Origin of the sequence: Paraburkholderia ribeironis (genome assembly GCF_900019265.1) — a bacterium.
Taxonomy (GTDB): domain Bacteria; phylum Pseudomonadota; class Gammaproteobacteria; order Burkholderiales; family Burkholderiaceae; genus Paraburkholderia; species Paraburkholderia ribeironis.
This window is the reverse complement of record NZ_CYGX02000021.1, coordinates 19,683-35,925: the sequence shown is the minus strand read 5'-3', so window position 1 is coordinate 35,925 and position 16,243 is coordinate 19,683. Positions and strand designations below refer to the sequence as shown.

At 65.4% G+C, this 16,243-nt stretch carries 10 protein-coding genes; 4 read left to right on the top strand and 6 right to left on the bottom strand.

What is annotated here, in order from left to right; all coding sequences use genetic code 11:
• Nucleotides 1–112: 112 nt before the first annotated feature.
• Nucleotides 113–1,663, top strand: coding sequence for an amidophosphoribosyltransferase (gene purF, locus BN2475_RS10740; RefSeq protein WP_094779513.1), 1,551 nt, complete (start codon nt 113–115; stop codon nt 1,661–1,663).
• A gap of 292 nt (nt 1,664–1,955) precedes the next feature.
• Entirely contained in the window at nt 1,956–3,146 is a 1,191-nt protein-coding gene (locus tag BN2475_RS10735) for an O-succinylhomoserine sulfhydrylase (RefSeq protein ID WP_094779512.1), read from the top strand.
• A 105-nt stretch (nt 3,147–3,251) separates the two neighbouring features.
• Here the strand turns inward: BN2475_RS10735 and BN2475_RS10730 are convergent, their stop codons facing one another.
• Both BN2475_RS10730 and BN2475_RS10725 read right to left on the bottom strand, forming a co-directional pair.
• On the bottom strand, nt 3,252–4,031 hold the full coding sequence (locus BN2475_RS10730; protein WP_094779511.1) for an AraC family transcriptional regulator: 780 nt from the start codon (nt 4,029–4,031) through the stop codon (nt 3,252–3,254).
• A 45-nt stretch (nt 4,032–4,076) separates the two neighbouring features.
• On the bottom strand, nt 4,077–4,418 hold the full coding sequence (locus BN2475_RS10725) for an FKBP-type peptidyl-prolyl cis-trans isomerase (RefSeq protein ID WP_094779530.1): 342 nt from the start codon (nt 4,416–4,418) through the stop codon (nt 4,077–4,079).
• Nucleotides 4,419–4,608: 190 nt separating this feature from the next.
• On the opposite strand from BN2475_RS10725, the gene BN2475_RS10720 reads away from it, so the two are divergent.
• Both BN2475_RS10720 and BN2475_RS10715 read left to right on the top strand, forming a co-directional pair.
• Nucleotides 4,609–5,415, top strand: a complete 807-nt coding sequence (locus BN2475_RS10720) for a sensor histidine kinase (RefSeq protein WP_094779510.1) — start codon at nt 4,609–4,611, stop codon at nt 5,413–5,415.
• A 90-nt stretch (nt 5,416–5,505) separates the two neighbouring features.
• Complete coding sequence (locus BN2475_RS10715) at nt 5,506–6,849, top strand: hemolysin family protein (protein WP_094779509.1); 1,344 nt, start codon at nt 5,506–5,508, stop codon at nt 6,847–6,849.
• Nucleotides 6,850–6,867: 18 nt separating this feature from the next.
• On the opposite strand, the gene treY is transcribed toward BN2475_RS10715, so the two are convergent.
• The 4 genes from treY to glgX all read right to left on the bottom strand — a co-directional run bounded on the left by treY (nt 6,868) and on the right by glgX (nt 16,218).
• Nucleotides 6,868–9,726, bottom strand: coding sequence for a malto-oligosyltrehalose synthase (gene treY / locus BN2475_RS10710; RefSeq protein WP_094779508.1), 2,859 nt, complete (start codon nt 9,724–9,726; stop codon nt 6,868–6,870).
• Nucleotides 9,723–11,942, bottom strand: coding sequence for a 4-alpha-glucanotransferase (malQ, locus tag BN2475_RS10705; protein ID WP_094779507.1), 2,220 nt, complete (start codon nt 11,940–11,942; stop codon nt 9,723–9,725). Before malQ ends, treY begins: the two co-directional genes overlap by 4 nt.
• Nucleotides 11,939–13,861, bottom strand: coding sequence for a malto-oligosyltrehalose trehalohydrolase (gene treZ, locus BN2475_RS10700; RefSeq protein ID WP_094779506.1), 1,923 nt, complete (start codon nt 13,859–13,861; stop codon nt 11,939–11,941). The genes malQ and treZ overlap by 4 nt, the downstream gene beginning before the upstream one ends.
• A gap of 137 nt (nt 13,862–13,998) precedes the next feature.
• Entirely contained in the window at nt 13,999–16,218 is a 2,220-nt protein-coding gene (gene glgX / locus BN2475_RS10695; protein WP_094779505.1) for a glycogen debranching protein GlgX, read from the bottom strand.
• Between the last annotated feature and the right edge of the window lie 25 nt (nt 16,219–16,243).

Below are 16,243 nucleotides of genomic sequence, written 5' to 3'. Positions count from 1 at the left end.
GAGCAGGACTCCGGCGCAAACCGGTTGCCTTTACACAACGCCGCGTACCGTCGCGGACGCTATCGCAGGCACCGGCCGCCACGACGAATTTTGTACCTTTGAAGGACATGCCATGTGCGGCATCGTAGGTGTAGTTTCCCATTCTCCGGTCAATCAGTTGCTCTATGACAGCCTGCTGCTCCTGCAGCACCGCGGTCAGGACGCCGCCGGCATCGCGACAGCGGACGGCAGCAACTTTCACATGCACAAGGCCAACGGTATGGTGCGCGACGTGTTCCGCACGCGCAACATGCGCAGCCTGCCCGGCACATCCGGTATCGGCCAGGTCCGTTACCCGACCGCCGGTTCCGCGTCGAGCGAAGAAGAAGCCCAGCCGTTCTACGTGAATGCGCCGTTCGGCATCATCCTCGCGCACAACGGCAATCTGACCAACTGGCAGCAGCTGAAAGATGAGATGTTCCGCGTCGATCGCCGCCACATCAACACCAACTCCGACACCGAGGTCATGCTCAACGTGCTCGCGCACGAATTGCAGCTGGCCAGCTCGGGCCTGCAACTCGATCCGGCCGCGCTGTTCAACGCCGTGTCGGGCGTGCATCGCCGGGTGCGCGGGTCGTACGCGATCGTGTCGCTGATCGCCGGTTATGGCCTGCTGGGCTTCCGCGACCCGTTTGGGATTCGTCCGCTGTGCATCGGCAAGCTGGAAACCGAAGAAGGCGTCGAGTGGATGTTGGCGTCGGAATCGGTGGCGATCGAAGGTATCGGCTTCGAATTCGTGCGTGACGTGGCGCCGGGCGAAGCGGTGTTCATCGACATCGACGGCAAGCTGCATTCGCAGCAGTGCGCGGTGAACCCGAGCCTGAACCCGTGCATTTTCGAACTCGTCTATCTCGCGCGTCCGGACTCGGTGCTCGACGGCGTGCCGGTGTATAACGTGCGGTTGCGCATGGGCGATTACCTCGCCGAGAAGATCAGGCGCGAACTGCCCGACGTCGCGATCGACGTCGTGATGCCGATTCCCGATTCGTCCCGTCCGGCCGCGATGCAGGTCGCGAAGAAGCTGGGCGTCGAGTACCGCGAAGGCTTCTTCAAGAACCGTTACGTGGGCCGTACGTTCATCATGCCGGGCCAGGCGGTGCGCAAGAAGTCGGTGCGCCAGAAGCTGAACGCGATGGGCATCGAGTTCAAGGGCAAGAACGTGCTGATCGTCGACGACTCGATCGTGCGCGGCACCACCTCGCATGAAATCGTGCAGATGGCCCGCGATGCGGGCGCGAACAAGGTGATCTTCGCGTCGGCGGCGCCGCCGGTGAAATTCCCGAACGTCTACGGCATCGACATGCCGACGCGCGGTGAACTGGTCGCCCACGGCCGCTCGGACGATGAAGTCGCGCGCATGATCGGCGCGGATCATCTCGTGTATCAGGACGTCGAGGCGCTGAAGCAGGCCGTGCGTGACATCAACCCGGCGCTGAAGAACTTCGAAGCCTCGTGCTTCGACGGCAACTACGTGACCGGCGATGTCACCACCGAGTACCTCGACCGCATCGAAACCGCGCGTCTCGCACCGTCGTCGCAATCGGACCGCGACGCCGCGAGCGAAGCGATCGACGGCGGCGGCCCGGCGCGTTCGCAATTGCACCTGCAACTGTCGGTAGGTTGAACGCGCGTTGAACGATCACGCTCGTGGCGTGGCACGCCGCGTCACGAGCGTGTTAGCATGACGACTTGCGTCGATTTGATCTCAGCTTGCGGACGCGGGGCAACCCGAAACAGCTAAAGCGAAGGGTGGAACAGCCGCAATCATCCACCTCCGCTCCAGCTTCCCCCGCACATGAAGCCCGCTTATGCCGACGCAAAAGCGGGCTTTTTTGTTGCTGCCGTCTGGCGTTGCGCTGTCTTCACGAGCGTGCCGCGCCCGACGCAGCCATCGAACATTGGATACCAGAACCAACATGGACGACTCCCTGAACTTCGATACGCTGGCAGTCCGCTCGGGCACGGTGCGCAGCGACTTTAACGAGCACTCCGAAGCGATTTTCCTGACTTCGAGCTTCGTGTTCAAGAGCGCCGCGGACGCCGCCGAGCGCTTCAAGAACGCCGAAGAGAACTACACCTACTCGCGTTTCACGAACCCGACCGTGACGATGTTCCAGGACCGTCTCGCCGCGCTCGAAGGCGGCGAGGCCTGCATGGCGACGGCGTCGGGAATGGCCGCGATCATGTCGGTGGTGATGTCCACGCTGCAGGCAGGCGATCACCTGGTGAGCTCGCAAGCGCTGTTCGGCTCGACGCTCGGCATGTTCTCGCAGATCTTCAGCAAGTTCGGCATCACGACCACGTTCGTCGATCCGACCGATCTCGACGCATGGAAAAACGCCGTGCGCCCCGAGACGAAGATGTTCTTCCTCGAAACGCCGTCGAATCCATTGACCGAAATTGCGGACATCGAAGCGATCAGCAAGATCGCCAAGGCGGCGAACGCGCTGTTCGTGGTCGACAACTGCTTCTGCAGCCCGGCGTTGCAACAGCCGCTGAAGCTCGGCGCGGACGTCGTGATGCATTCGGCCACCAAGTTCCTCGACGGCCAGGGCCGCGTACTCGGCGGCGCGCTGGTCGGCTCGAAGAAATTCATCATGGAAAAGGTGTTCCCGTTCGTGCGCAGCGCGGGACCCACGCTGTCCGCGTTCAACGCATGGGTGTTGCTCAAGGGCATGGAAACGTTGACGCTGCGGGTGGAAAAGCAGTCGGCCAATGCGCTCGAAATCGCCCGCTGGCTGGACTCGCATCCGGCCGTCAATCGCGTGTTCTACCCTGGGCTCGAATCGCATCCTCAGCATGCACTGGCCATGCGTCAGCAGAAATCAGGCGGTGCAATCGTGTCGTTCGAACTGAAGGGCGATACGCCTGAGCAGATGCGGGCGAACGCATGGCGCGTAATCGACAACACGAAGATCTGCTCGATTACCGGCAACCTCGGCGATACGCGCACGACCATCACGCATCCGGCCACGACCACGCACGGCCGCGTGACGCCGGAGGCGCGGGCGGCGGCGGGCATCAGCGAAGGCCTGATCCGGCTTGCCGTGGGTCTGGAAAACGCCGGCGATATCCGCAACGATCTGGCGCGCGGTCTGACGGGTTGAGTCGTGCCGCGTGTGGCAAAAGCGGTGCCGAAAGCGGTGTCAAAAGCGGTGGCGAAAGCGGTGCCGAAAGTGGGCCGCCGTGGCAGGCGGCTCGCGCGATGAAACTCAGTGGCGCAGCGCGCGCCACTGACCGGGCGCGAGCCCGAAACGCCGCGTGAACGCGTGCGTGTAAGCGCTCTGATCGCCGAAGCCGATCTCCAGCGCGATCTCGGTCAATGAGCGGCGCGGGTCAGCGAGCAGCGTGATCGACGTATCGAGCCGCAGCCGCTGCAAATAGCGATGCGGCGTTTCGCCGAACGCTTCGATGAAAAGCTGATGGAAGCGCCGCATGCCGAAGCCGCAATGCGCGGCGAGGTCCGCGATACGCAATGGCTCGGACAGATGCGCGCGCAGCCAGCGGTCGATGCGCGCGAAGTCGAGACCGGCGCCGGCTGCCTGCGCACCGGCCGCCGTGCCGGCGTCGGCCACCAGCGCCGCGCCAAGACGGGCCGCCGCATCCCAATGGAAACGCCGGCTGGCCAGATCGTCGCCCTGAGCACCGGCAATCGTGTGCGCCGCGATCCGATGCACGAGTTGCACGAGCGACGCGTCGACCGTCACGGCCCGCGCCCGGTCGAACAGACGCTCCGGCACGGCCAGCGAGGTGGCCGGCAAATCCAGCACCAGCTGCCGGTTCTCGCCGATGCCCGCGTAATCGTGCCGTGCGCCCGCCGGGACCAGCCAGGCGGACCCGGCGTCGATCTGTTGCGCGACACCGTTGACCGCCATCACCATCGCGCCGTCGAGTCCGAGCACGACCTGGTGAAAGTCGTGCACGTCCGACGCTTCGATTGCGCCAAAGCGGCGCAACGAAACGCTAGGCGCGGTGACGGCGGTATGACTCATGGGCGTAACCCGGCGGCAATGCGTGATGACAAAAACCGCGAACGCTCAGACTTCGAGCAATTCGACTTCGAACACGAGCGTCGCATTCGGCGGAATCACGCCGCCTGCGCCGCGCACGCCGTAGCCGAGTTGCGGCGGAATGGTCAGCTTGCGCTTGCCGCCGACCTTCATGCCCTGCACGCCTTCGTCCCAACCCTTGATGACCATGCCGCCGCCCAGTACGAAGGCGAACGGGTCGTTGCGGTCCTTGCTCGAGTCGAACTTCTGGCCATCGGTCAGCCAGCCCGTGTAGTGCACGGTGACGGTCTTGCCGGCCACTGCCTCGGCGCCGCTGCCTTCCACGATGTCTTCGTACTTCAGGCCGGATTCGGTAGTCACGGTCGACATAGATTGCTCCTCGGTGAAAAACGTAAAACCGACATTGTAGGCGGGTTGACGCGACATCGCGCAGGATTGCCGGTTGGCACACCGATTGCGTGGGGATTCGCGGTCCGGCCACGCGCGCTGGTTGAGCCGGACAGCATGCCTATAATGGGGCGTCTTTCAATCGTCAGGCATCGCCAGAGAGGGCTCGATCGTGACAACGTCTTCAGCCGGAACTGCCGGCGCATCGCCAGCTTCTTCCGGCTTTGTCGTATCCGAACGCACCGCGCGTCTGCGTGCGGAAACCGCGCTGTTCATGCGCGATCACGTGCTGTCGTTGGTGTCGCACGATCTGCGTGGTCCGTTGAATGCGATTCATAGCTGGGCCTACGTGCTCGAGCGCAAGCTCGATGCGAACGATCCCAACACGCAGCGCGCCATCACTGGCATTCGCAGCGGCGTGGATCAGCAGGTCAAGCTGCTCGAGACGATCGTCGACGCGACGCGCGCCGAAACCAAATCGCTCGCGCTCGCCTATGCGCCGTTTCCGCTGCATCCGCTGCTCGATGAAACCGTCGACGAAGTCCGCACGGGCCTCGCTCGCACGCGGGGGGTGGAAGTCACGATCGACTCGCAACTCGCGACCGAGCAACTCAACGGCGACCGCGAGCGTCTCGCCGCGGCCTTATGGCTGATGCTCACGTTCGCCGTCGAAGCGAGCGCTGAAGGTGCTATGGTCAGGTTGACCGCGCACGCGGACACGGGCGCGTGGCATGCCGTCGTCACGTACGCTCCCCGCGCAGCCGCGTTGAACGACCCCGCGTTGCCTCACGTGCTGGAGGCGTTTGCGCGCAAGCAGGCGGGCGAGCCGCGCGAGGCGAAGCGCATCGCGTGGGTATTCGCGCTGTGCAAGCGCGTCGCGGAAGCGCACGGCGGCAGCTTCGAGCAAGGCGAAGCAACCGATGGCGAAGCTGCCACGCTCGCGCTGCGTGTACCACTAAGCGCGGCGTCGCCGAGGTGAGCGCTGGATTGCGGCGTGTCGTGCGCGATTAACTTTTCAACGAGCTTTCACCCTCTATACTGACAACTTTTGTTGCCGGAGCCCTCTGCTTTGATCCAGGTTGCCGCCCTTATCGGTGCGTTGTTTCTCGTTGCTCTCAACGGTTTTTTTGTGGCCGCCGAATTCGGTCTGGTCAAACTGCGGCAGACGCGGGTACAAAGCCTCGCCACCCAGCACGGCATGCGCGGACGGTTGCTCGCCAAGGTGCATGGGCGCCTCGACGCCTATCTGTCCGCCTGTCAGCTCGGCATCACGCTCGCGTCGCTCGGGCTCGGCTGGATTGGCGAGCCCGCCTTTGCGCAACTGCTTATGCCGCTCTTCAGCCTGATCGGTGTCGAGTCGGCGCAGCTGATCCACGGCATTTCGCTGTTTTTTGCGTTCTCGTGCATTTCGTTCCTGCACATCGTGGTGGGCGAACTGGCGCCCAAGTCGCTCGCGATTCGCGAGGCGGAGAAGGTGTCGCTGTGGGCCGCGATGCCGCTGTACGGGTTCTATTGGGCCATGTATCCGGCGATCTGGGTGCTCAATTCGAGCGCCAACGCGGTGCTGAGACTCGCGGGACTCGACGCCGGCCACAGCCACGACTCGCACTACTCAACCGACGAACTCAAGCTGATCCTGCGCGGGCGTCGCGCACGCGTCGCCTCCGAGCTGGGATCGCCGGACGACGCCTACAGCCAGGACGAATGGAACACGATCGCGCACTCGCTGGACTTCTCCCGTATGACCGTCTCGGACCTGATGCGGCCGGCTCATGAAATGGTCGGCTTGCGGCGCGATCTGCCGTTGCGCGAAAACATGCAGCGGGTCGCGCAGCACCGCTTCAGCCGCTACCCGCTGTTCGAGGACGCGTCCGGCGAGCGCGTGGCCGGCATGATCCATTTGAAGGACTTGCTGCTGGCGCGCCAGGCGGGCAGCACGCTCGACGATCTTTCCCGTTACGCGCGGCCCGTGCAGTTCGTGAAGCCGGAGATGCCGGCGCTCGAACTATTCCGCCGCTTTCGCAAGGGCGCACCGCACTTCGCGCTGGTCGGCCACAAGCATGCGAAGCCAATCGGTTTCCTGACGCTCGACAATCTGCTTGGCGCGCTGGTCGGGCAGATTCACGACGAATTCCGTCAAGGCGACGCCGATTGGACCCGCATGGACGACGGCACGCTGATGGGCAGGGGCAGCTTGCCGGTGGTGTCGCTGGAACGCGCGTTGGGGATCGATATCGACGAGGGCCAGGCCGAATCGGTCGGCGGACTGGTGATCCAGGCGTTGAACGATCTGCCCAACGAAGGACAGCGCGTGGAATTCGAGCGCTTCGACGTCGTGGTCAAAAAGATGAAAGGCCCGCGCATCGTGCTGGTGCGCGTGTATCCGAAGATCTTCGACGACGAAGGCGGTTGAGCCGCGCCCAAGCAGCCGTCAACTACGCGGCACGCCATCCTCCACCAACACCGCAATCGGCATCGCCGCGAGGGCATCGCGCAGATACAGCAGACCGTTCTCGTCGACCTTCGGCGCCGCCGGACTGAGCCAGTCGAACAATGCGCGGGCGGATAGATCGGCCGGCATTTCGATTGCCGTATCCGCCCACTTCGCCGGATCGACCATCGGCAGATCGCTGTCGTCGCCGAGCAGGCCGGCAGCGAGCCGGCTCGCCACCACCACGGCCCATGCATTGCCGTCACGCCGCGCAAACGCAATCACATTCGCAGCGTGCTCGCCGCGCAGCGCGAGCGGCAGATACGCGCTTTGACTCAGCAATTCCGGCAAGTGCGCACGCAACGCCAGCACGCGTTGCACCACGGCGAGCTTCACGCGTCCATCGCGCCAGCCCGGCAGGAATTCCGATGGCGGTGTCTCAGCCAGCCATGCCGCACGTCGGTCGAAATCGACCGGCCGGCGATTGTCCGGATCGACCAGACTGAAGTCCCACAACTCGGTGCCCTGGTAAAGATCAGGAATCCCAGGCGATGCCAGGCGCAACACCGTCTGCTGCAAACTGTTGAGCGCACCGGCGCGGCCAATCCGCGCGACGAACCCGGACAGCTCCTTCAGGAACCCGTCGCGCCGCTGCGGCGCCAGGATGTCGAACAGGAACTCACGGCAACCCGCTTCGTAGGCCTCGTCCGGCGCGAACCAACTGGTTTGCAGCTTCGCTTCGCGCAGCGCCTTCAATTGCCATCGCGCGACGCGCTCGGCCAGCTCCTTGACGCCCGCCGCGTCGTCCGGTTGCAGCGCTGGTGGCCAGCAGCCCACCAGCGTCTGATACAGCATCGCTTCTGCGGCGGGGCCGGGCGCCCACGCGTCGCTCTTGTGCTGGCTCACGCTGCTGATCGGTTTGCCGTCGTGCGCACGCCGATGCGGCGCATTCAACGTGGACCACGCGCGCAACGTCGCGCCCCAGTCCTGGGCGATCTCGCTCAACACCGCGAGGCGCGCACGCACATCTTCGCCGCGTTTGTGATCATGCGTGGCCGTGGCGAGCAGCGCATGGGGAAAGCGCTGCGAACGCTCCAGATTGCCCTCGTGGAACTGCTCGACCGACAACGCGAACTCGCCCGGGTCCGAGCCGACTTCGTTGCGCGACAGCAGCCGGCCGTAGCGATAGCACGCGGTATCCTCGATCGCCTTTGCGGAAACCGGCGCGGTCAGTTGCGAGAACAGTGTCTGCGCGGTGCGTCGCGATGGCCCCGCGTGGCTCGGTGGCGCACCGTTTTGCGCGCTCTGCTGCGGCGCGCCGCCACGGGTGCCGGGCGCGTCTTCGGCACTGCCGCCGAGCCATGCGCTCACGCGTTCCAGCGTCGCATGGTCCGCACGCGCCAGCGCCGCTCGCGCGCTGGCTAGCGCCTGTTCGAAGTAGACGTCGTCGGCGGCGCTACGCAAGCCGTTCTGCGGATAGATCCGATACACCGGAAAATGCACCACCAGTTCAGCCAGCACGCGGCGCAGCGTCGTGAACGTGAAGTCGCGCGTCACCAGCGAGTCGCGGGCAATCCGGTGCAATGCGCGTGCGGCGCGGTCCAGTTCCGCCGAGAGATTTTCCGCGAGGATCTTGCGGCGCGCGGCCAGCGCTTCGTCGGCAAAACGCGGGCTGCGGCCGGTGAGTTCGGCCCATGTTTGCGCAAGCGGTTCGGCGCCGGCAGGATCGTGCAGCAGCGCGCCCACGTCGCTCATGAAATCGTAGCCGGTCGTGCCGTCCACGGGCCAGTCGTCGCGCAGCGGTTCGCCGCACCCGAGAATTTTTTCGACCACCACATACGGCGCGGTGTCGCGCAATTCCGTGAGCCGTTGCCGCAACCGTTGGCAGTACTCACGAGGCTCGGCGAGACCGTCGACGTGATCGATCCGCAAGCCGTCCACCACACCCTCCTGATACAGACGGAAGACCAGCGCATGCACGGCGTCGAACACTTCGGGCCGTTCCACGCGCACGCCGGCCAATGTCGAGATGTCGAAGAAGCGCCGCCAGTTCACTTCATCGGAAGCGGTGCGCCACCATGCAAGGCGAAAGTGCTGCCGCTCGATCAGCCGATGCAAACGGTCGCGCGGCACCGGATCTTCGGGTACATAGGCCTGCAACGCGAACTCGATCGCCGCGTCGCCGTTTTGCGCGACGAACTCGCGCAGCTCGTCGCGCCCTTCGACGGCGCGTGACTGATCATTGGGCTGCGTCGTCAGTCCCTGGAAGCGCTCGGCGAGCGCACCGAGATCGGGACGGTCGGCGCTTTGCAGGATCGACGCGTATTCGACCGGGCACACCGGAAAGACGTGCGGGCCGTAGCCGATATAGAAGCGTCCGCTGTCGGCCGCGAAATGCAGCGCGATGCGGCCCGCCGCGAGTTCCTCGCCGTAGGGCGCGCCGAGCGTCGGCAGCAGCACCTTGCCCCGCAACGCTGGATCGGGTGAATGCCAATCGACGTCGAAATGGCGTGCGTACGCGCTGTGGCGGCCCCATTCGAGGATGTCGAGCCACCACGCGTTGCCAGAACCGCCGATGCCCATATGGTTTGGCACCATGTCGACGATCAACCCCATCCGGTGCGCGCGCAGCTTGTCGACGAGGCGCTTGAGGCCGGCCTCTCCGCCGCATTCGGCGCTGACCTGGGTGTAATCGACGGTATCGTAGCCGTGCGTGGAGCCCGGCTCGGCGGTCGTGATCGGCGAAGCGTACAGGTGGCTGATGCCGAGCGCAGCGAAGTAGTCGACGTGCTGCGCGGCATCGTCGAAGGTGAAGCCTCGATGGAACTGGAGGCGCAGCGTGGAGCGAGGGACGGTCATGGCGTGTCAGGCTCCGAAGAAGCGTTGGAAGAAGGAGCGCGAGCCGCGGCGCGACGCGCGCGATCGACCGCCAGCAGGCGATCGTTGAAGCTGTCGTCCTCGAACAGCTCGCTGACCGGCAACGCGAGGCGACGTCGCCAGTTCGGATGCTCGTCGATCGAACCAGGCAAGTTCGGCTGATCGACCAGCGCGAGCAGATCTTCGAGCGGAAAGGTGACGAGGGGCCCAGGGGTGGCCGCGACGAACGCGAGCGCTTCGTCGACGGGCGGGCTGTCGAGCGGCGGCGGGCCGACGTCCTGCGCGGCCACGCCGGCCTGCTGGAACGCGCGCCACAAGCCGGCGCGGTCTTGCGCGCGTTCCTCCTGAGCGGCCTCTTCAGGGTCGCGGCCATCGGCGCGCGCCATCGTCTGGCCGATCCGGTTGCGCCACGTGATGTCGCTGCCGCGCCACCAGCCGGCCACGGTCGGCAGATCGTGCGTGGTGGTGGTGCCGACCGCATTGCGGTCCCACTTGCGCGGCGGCTTGAAACCGTGGCCGTCGTGCGCGCACTCGAACCACAGTACGCGAATCCCGGCGATGCCGTGTTCGTCGAGCCGCTCGCGAAAGCCCGGCGGCACGGTGCCGAGATCCTCGCCGATCACGATCGCGCGGTGTCGCCACGATTCGAGCGCGATCAGGCGCAGCAGGTCTTCGAGCGGATAGCGCAGATACGCGCCGTTGCGCGCGCTGTCCCCTTCGGGCACGAGCCACAGACGCCGCAGGCCGAGAATGTGATCGATGCGGACACCGCCAGCATGCGTAAACGCCGCACGCAGCATATCGATGAACGCGGAGAAGCCCTGCGTGCGCATCGCGCGTGGCGAGAATGTGGTGAGTCCCCAAGCCTGGCCGGCCTGGTTGTACAGGTCCGGTGGCGCGCCGACCGACACGCCTTGCAGCATGTCGTCGCAATACGACCATGCGTGGCTGCCGGCGCTATCGCACCCGACCGCGAGGTCGGCGATCAAGCCGACCGCCATGCCGGCCTCGTGCGCCGCATGCTGCGCGTGCGAAAGACCCTTCGCGGCGAGCCATTGCAGGAACAGATGGAAGGTGACTTCGTGGCGATTGGCTTCGGCGAACGCTTCGACCTCCGCGCTGCGCGGGTCGCGCAACGGCTCGGGCCAGTTGCGCCAATGGCCATCGCCGCCTTGTGCGAGTTGCGCGGCGTGCAGCGCTTCGAAACGCGCGTGATCTTCGAGCGCGCGGCCGGCGCGCTCGCAGAAGCCGTGGAATTCCAGTGCGCGCGGTGTGTCCCGCGCACGCTCGTTCGCGCAGAATTGCTCGTAGAGCGCGCGCAGCACCTTCAGCTTCAGCGGCATCGCGTTGGGCCAGTCGATCAGCGGCAGATCTTCGAGTGCCGACCATCTGTCGGTGGCCTGCGTGGCTTCGAGCGCGGCGCGCGCCGCGTTCGCGCCGAACACCGCGGCGGGATCGATATGCGCGACGTTCAACCACAGGCGCGACGACGGCGAATACGGGCTGAAGCGCTCCGGCTGTGCGCTGAACATCGCGTGCGTCGGACTGATGGCGAGCGCGTGCGCGCCACGCTGCGCGCTTTCGACAGCGGTCCGCGCGAGCGCCGAATAGTCGCCGATGCCGCCGTCACCGATACGCCGCAAGCCGTACAGTTGTGCGGCGACGCCCCACAGCGGCGGCGTGGGCGCGGCGCGCTCGCGTTCGCGCTCGTACTCGGTGCCGTGTTGCAGCGTGCGCCACGCGTCGTCGACGGTGTAGCAGCGCGACGGCGCGACGGCCAACGTCACGCGCTGCTCGTTGATGACGAAGGTGTGATAGCCGGGTTCGTCGATTGGCGCGAGCAAGGCCTCCTCGCCTTTGGGCGCCGTGAAGCGGCCATCGATGATCGAGCCGCTTTCGAGTTCGATCCGATAGTGGCTGCCCGATTTGATTGCGGCGGCGGGCAGCGCGATGCCGCGCCCGACCTCCGCGGTCATCAGCGGCGGCATCTTGCGGCCCGATAGTTCGGCCTCCAAAGCAGCGGCGCTATGGCGGATTTGCGTGGCATTGCCGCAAGGCAGCCCCATTCGTTCGAGCAGCACCGCGAGCGTATGCTCGGGTACCTGCTGGGTCGCATGGTACGCGTCCTGCCACTGCACCTCGAAGCCGGCGTGGGTGGCGAGCGTGGCGATCGTGTCGCCGGAGCGTCGGGTAGTCACGCGCGGCGCTCCGGTTGGCTCGCGATGCGGGCATCGTGGCCGATCGCATACTCGCTGATCTCGCCGGTCAACCACGCGACGAACGTGTTCGGCGGCAACACGCCGACGTCGATCTGCTCGCGCACGCGCGGCGGCGTTTCGAAGATCACTTTGCCGGCCGGCACGTTGTCGAACGCGACGCGGTCCTTCGACAGATTCAGCGCGATCGACAACGTTTCGCCGTCACCCAGTTTCCAGCGAGCGATCAACGCATTGGCATCGCCGCCGTCGGCGACGCTCAGCACGCTCGCGCCGAGCGCCTTGCTGTGTTTCAGGCGCGGCGTGATCAGTTTGGCGCGCACGGCGAGTGCCGACTTGTAGAAGTGCATCCAGTCGAGCCGGTCCGGCACGTCGCCATCGCGTGGCGCGCACGCGTCCTCAGGTGCGGGCGGCGACGACGCGGCGAACGTACTGGCGTCGTTCGGATCCGGAATTTGCGCACGGCGCTTCTCGTCGCTGAACGACGAAAAGCGCGCGAATTCGCGGCGCCGTCCTTCACGCACGGCGTCGGCGAGTTCGCCGGTGTGGTCGGTGAAGAACAGGAACGGCTGGGTCGAGCCGTATTCCTCGTCCATGAACAGCAGCGGGATTTGCGGCGACAACAGCAGCAGGCCGGTGGCGGCGCGCAAGGCAGCGTCCGAGGTCAGCTTGCGCAGCCGCTCGCCGAATGCACGGTTGCCGATCTGATCGTGATTCTGCAGGAACATCACGAACGACGTCGGCGGCAGATGCCGGCTCGATTCGCCGCGCGGCGCGCCACCGTGAATCGGCGACGGGTCGCCCTGATACGCGAAGCCTTCCGACAGCACCCGCGCGAGGCGGCGGATCGGCTGGTGCTCATACGCGTGGTAGTAGCCTTCCGTTTCGCCGGTCAGCAGAACGTGCAGCGTGTTGTGCGCGTCGTCGTTCCATTGCGCATCGAAATGCGTGCCCAGCAGGCTCGCCGTGTTGTGCTCGTTTTCGAGTACCAGATGCACGTACCGGCCATGCTGCACACTCGCGCGGATATGCTCGGACAGCACGCGCAGCCACGCGTGATTGTCGATTGCGTGCACCGCGTCGAAACGCAGTCCGTCGATCCGGTATTCGTTAATCCAGTACACTGCGTTATCCGTGAAGAAATCACTCACTTCACTACGGTCGAAATCGATCGCCGGACCCCACGGCGTATGTGTGCCTGCACGGAAAAACGGGCGGGCATACGTGTCCAGATAGTTGCCGTCGGGGCCGAAGTGGTTGTAGACCACGTCGAGAAAAACCATCAGGCCGAGACCGTGCGCGGCGTCGATCAGCGCTTTCAGTTCATCGGGGCGGCCATAGGCGGAATCGGGTGCATACGGCAGCACGCCGTCATAGCCCCAGTTGTGCTTGCCGGGGAAGTCGTTCAGCGGCATCAGCTCGATCGCGGTGACGCCGAGCGCGGCGAGCGCCGGCAAGCGTTGCATCACGCCCGCATAGCCGCCCATCGCACCCACGTGCAACTCGTACAGCACCGTTTCCTCCCACGGCCGGCCGTGCCAGCTCGTGTGCTCCCAATGGTATGCGCGCGGGTCGATGACTTCGCTCGGTCCATGCACGTCCTGCGGCTGAAAGCGCGAAGCCGGGTCGGGCACCGTCTGCCCGCCGTCGAGCCGCAAGCGATACAGCGTGCCCGCGCCGCACTCCACGGTGGCTTCGAACCAGCCGTTGCCGCTGGGCGTCATGTCGTGCGCGCCTTGTGCCGGGCCGTTTTCGACGACGACCTGCACGGTCTTGCACGAAGGCGCCCAGAAGCGAAATCGCGTGCGCGGTCTGGTGCCCGCGGCGCCCAGCAATTGTGCGCTGAACGGCAGGCAATGCGCGTGATGATGTGCGTGAGGATCAATCGGACTTTCGGACATGATTCTTCACCATTCGAATGGGCCGTCGAGCCGCGTGTCACGTGTGGATCGCGTTTGCGATTTCGCACGTGCGATGGCGCGGCCGCCTGCCTGCTGTTCGTGCCACGATGTCGTTGGTGTTGTCATCGTGTGGTTACTCAACTGCCCGGCGACGCATCGCTGCTGGACGCATGCGCACCCGGACCGGGCGGTAGCGCCGTCAGGAGCCGCGGCCCGTGCTGCGCGCCGGCCTTCCAGCCGGCCTGCCAGTCCGCTTCGCCCACCGGCTGCGCGGCCAGAATCACGAGGCCATGCGCGGCGACTTCGACCTCCGGCACCGCCAGCCGATGCGGCGCGCTGTCCGGTTCCGCGGTGTCCAACAGCACATGCCATTCCAGGTGCGGGGCGGGCGGTGTGAAACGCAGCATGTCCTCGTTTGCGTTGAGCATCATCAACAATACTTCTGTTTCGCCATTCAAGCCTGGACCGGCGCGGCGCAACGTGAACGCGCGGCCTTCCGGGTCCTGCCATGCTTCGATCGTCAGCGGGTCGCCGTGTTCGTCGAACCAGCCGACATCGAACAGGCCCGGCAACACTTCACGGTCGCCGAACAGGAAGCGCGTTTCGCGCAAGAGCGGATGGTGCTTGCGCAGCGCCATCACCCGCGCGACAAAGTCGGTCATCTGGCGGCTGTCGGGTGAGGCCGCGCTCGTCCAGTCGAGCCACGATGTTTCGTTGTCCTGGCAGTACGCATTGTTGTTGCCGTTCTGGGTGCGCAGCGCTTCGTCGCCGGCCAGCATCATCGGCGTGCCGAGCGCGATCAGCAGCGTGGCGATCAGCGAACGGGCCACGCGCTGGCGCGTGGCGAGAATCGCGGGATCGTCGGTCGCGCCTTCGACGCCCCAGTTGCGGCTGCAATTCTCGTTGTGGCCGTCGTTGTTGTCTTCGAGGTTGGCTTCGTTGTGCTTACGTTCGTAAGCCGCGACGTCGGCCAGCGTGAAGCCGTCGTGCGATGTGATGAAATTGATCGATGCCCACGGCTTGCGGAAACGCCGGTTGAACAGATCGGCAGAGCCGGTCAGACGCGCGGCGAGATCGGGCCGCAAGCCGGCGTCGCCGCGCCAGAAGCGGCGTACGGTGTCGCGAAAGCGGTCGTTCCATTCGCTGAAGCCCGGTGGATGGTTGCCGAGCTGATAGCCGCCGGGGCCGATGTCCCATGGCTCGGAGATCAGCTTGCGTTGCGACAGGATCGGGTCCTGGCGCAACGCGTCGAAGAAGCCGGAGCCGGGGTCGAAGCCATGTTGCTCGCGGCCGAGCGTCACGCCGAGATCGAAGCGGAAGCCGTCGATATTGAACGCCGTCGACCAGTAGCGCAGCGAATCCATCACCATCTGCAGCACGCGCGGATGCGCCAGGTTCACCGTGTCGCCGCAGCCGGTGTCGTTGATGTGGTGGCGCTCGTCGCCGGGGATCAGGCGATAGTAGCTGGCGTTGTCGAGGCCGCGCCACGAGACGGTCGGGCCCATTTCGTTGGCCTCGCAGGTGTGGTTGTAGACCACATCGAGAATTACTTCGATGCCGGCCGCGTGCAACTGGCGCACGGCGATGCGCATTTCGTCGAGCCGATGCGTGCTCAGATAGGATGGTTCGGGCGCGAAGAACGCGGCGCTGTTGTAACCCCAGTAGTTGCGCAGGCCGCGCTCCACCAGGAAGCGGTCGTTGAGAAACGCGTGGACGGGCAGCAATTCGACCGCGGTCACGCCGAGCTTCAGCAGATGCTCGATGAACTCTGGCGAGGCCAGCGCGGCGAACGTGCCGCGTTCGTGCTGTCGCAAATCGGCGCGCAACATCGATACGCCGCGCACATGGGTTTCGTAGATGATGGTCTCGCCCCACGGCACATTCGGGCGCGTGTCGTGCGACCAGTCGAACGCTTCGTCGACCACGACGCACTTCGGCATGGCCGGCGCCGAATCGCGGCGGTCGATCGAAAGATCGGCGCGATTCGAGTGCACGCGATAGCCGAACAGCGCATCCGACCAGCGAAACTGCCCGACCAGTTTGCGCGCATACGGATCGAGCAACAACTTGTGCGGATTGAAGCGATGTCCCTGGTACGGCTGATACGGACCGTGCGCGCGAAAGCCGTAAGCGGTGCCTGGGTGCGCGTTCGGCAGGTAGCCGTGCCAGATTTCGTCGGTGCATTCGGGCAGCGCGAATCGGCGGATTTCCTTGCGGCCGGTGGGATCGAACAGGCATAGCTCGATTTGCTGCGCGTTCGCCGAGAACACCGCGAAGTTGACGCCGAGGCCATCCCAGCTCGCACCGAGCGGATACGGCGAACCGGGCAGAAGCCGGTCGGGCATGGCATGCGACATGATCCCCTTTCCTGTTCTGATTTAT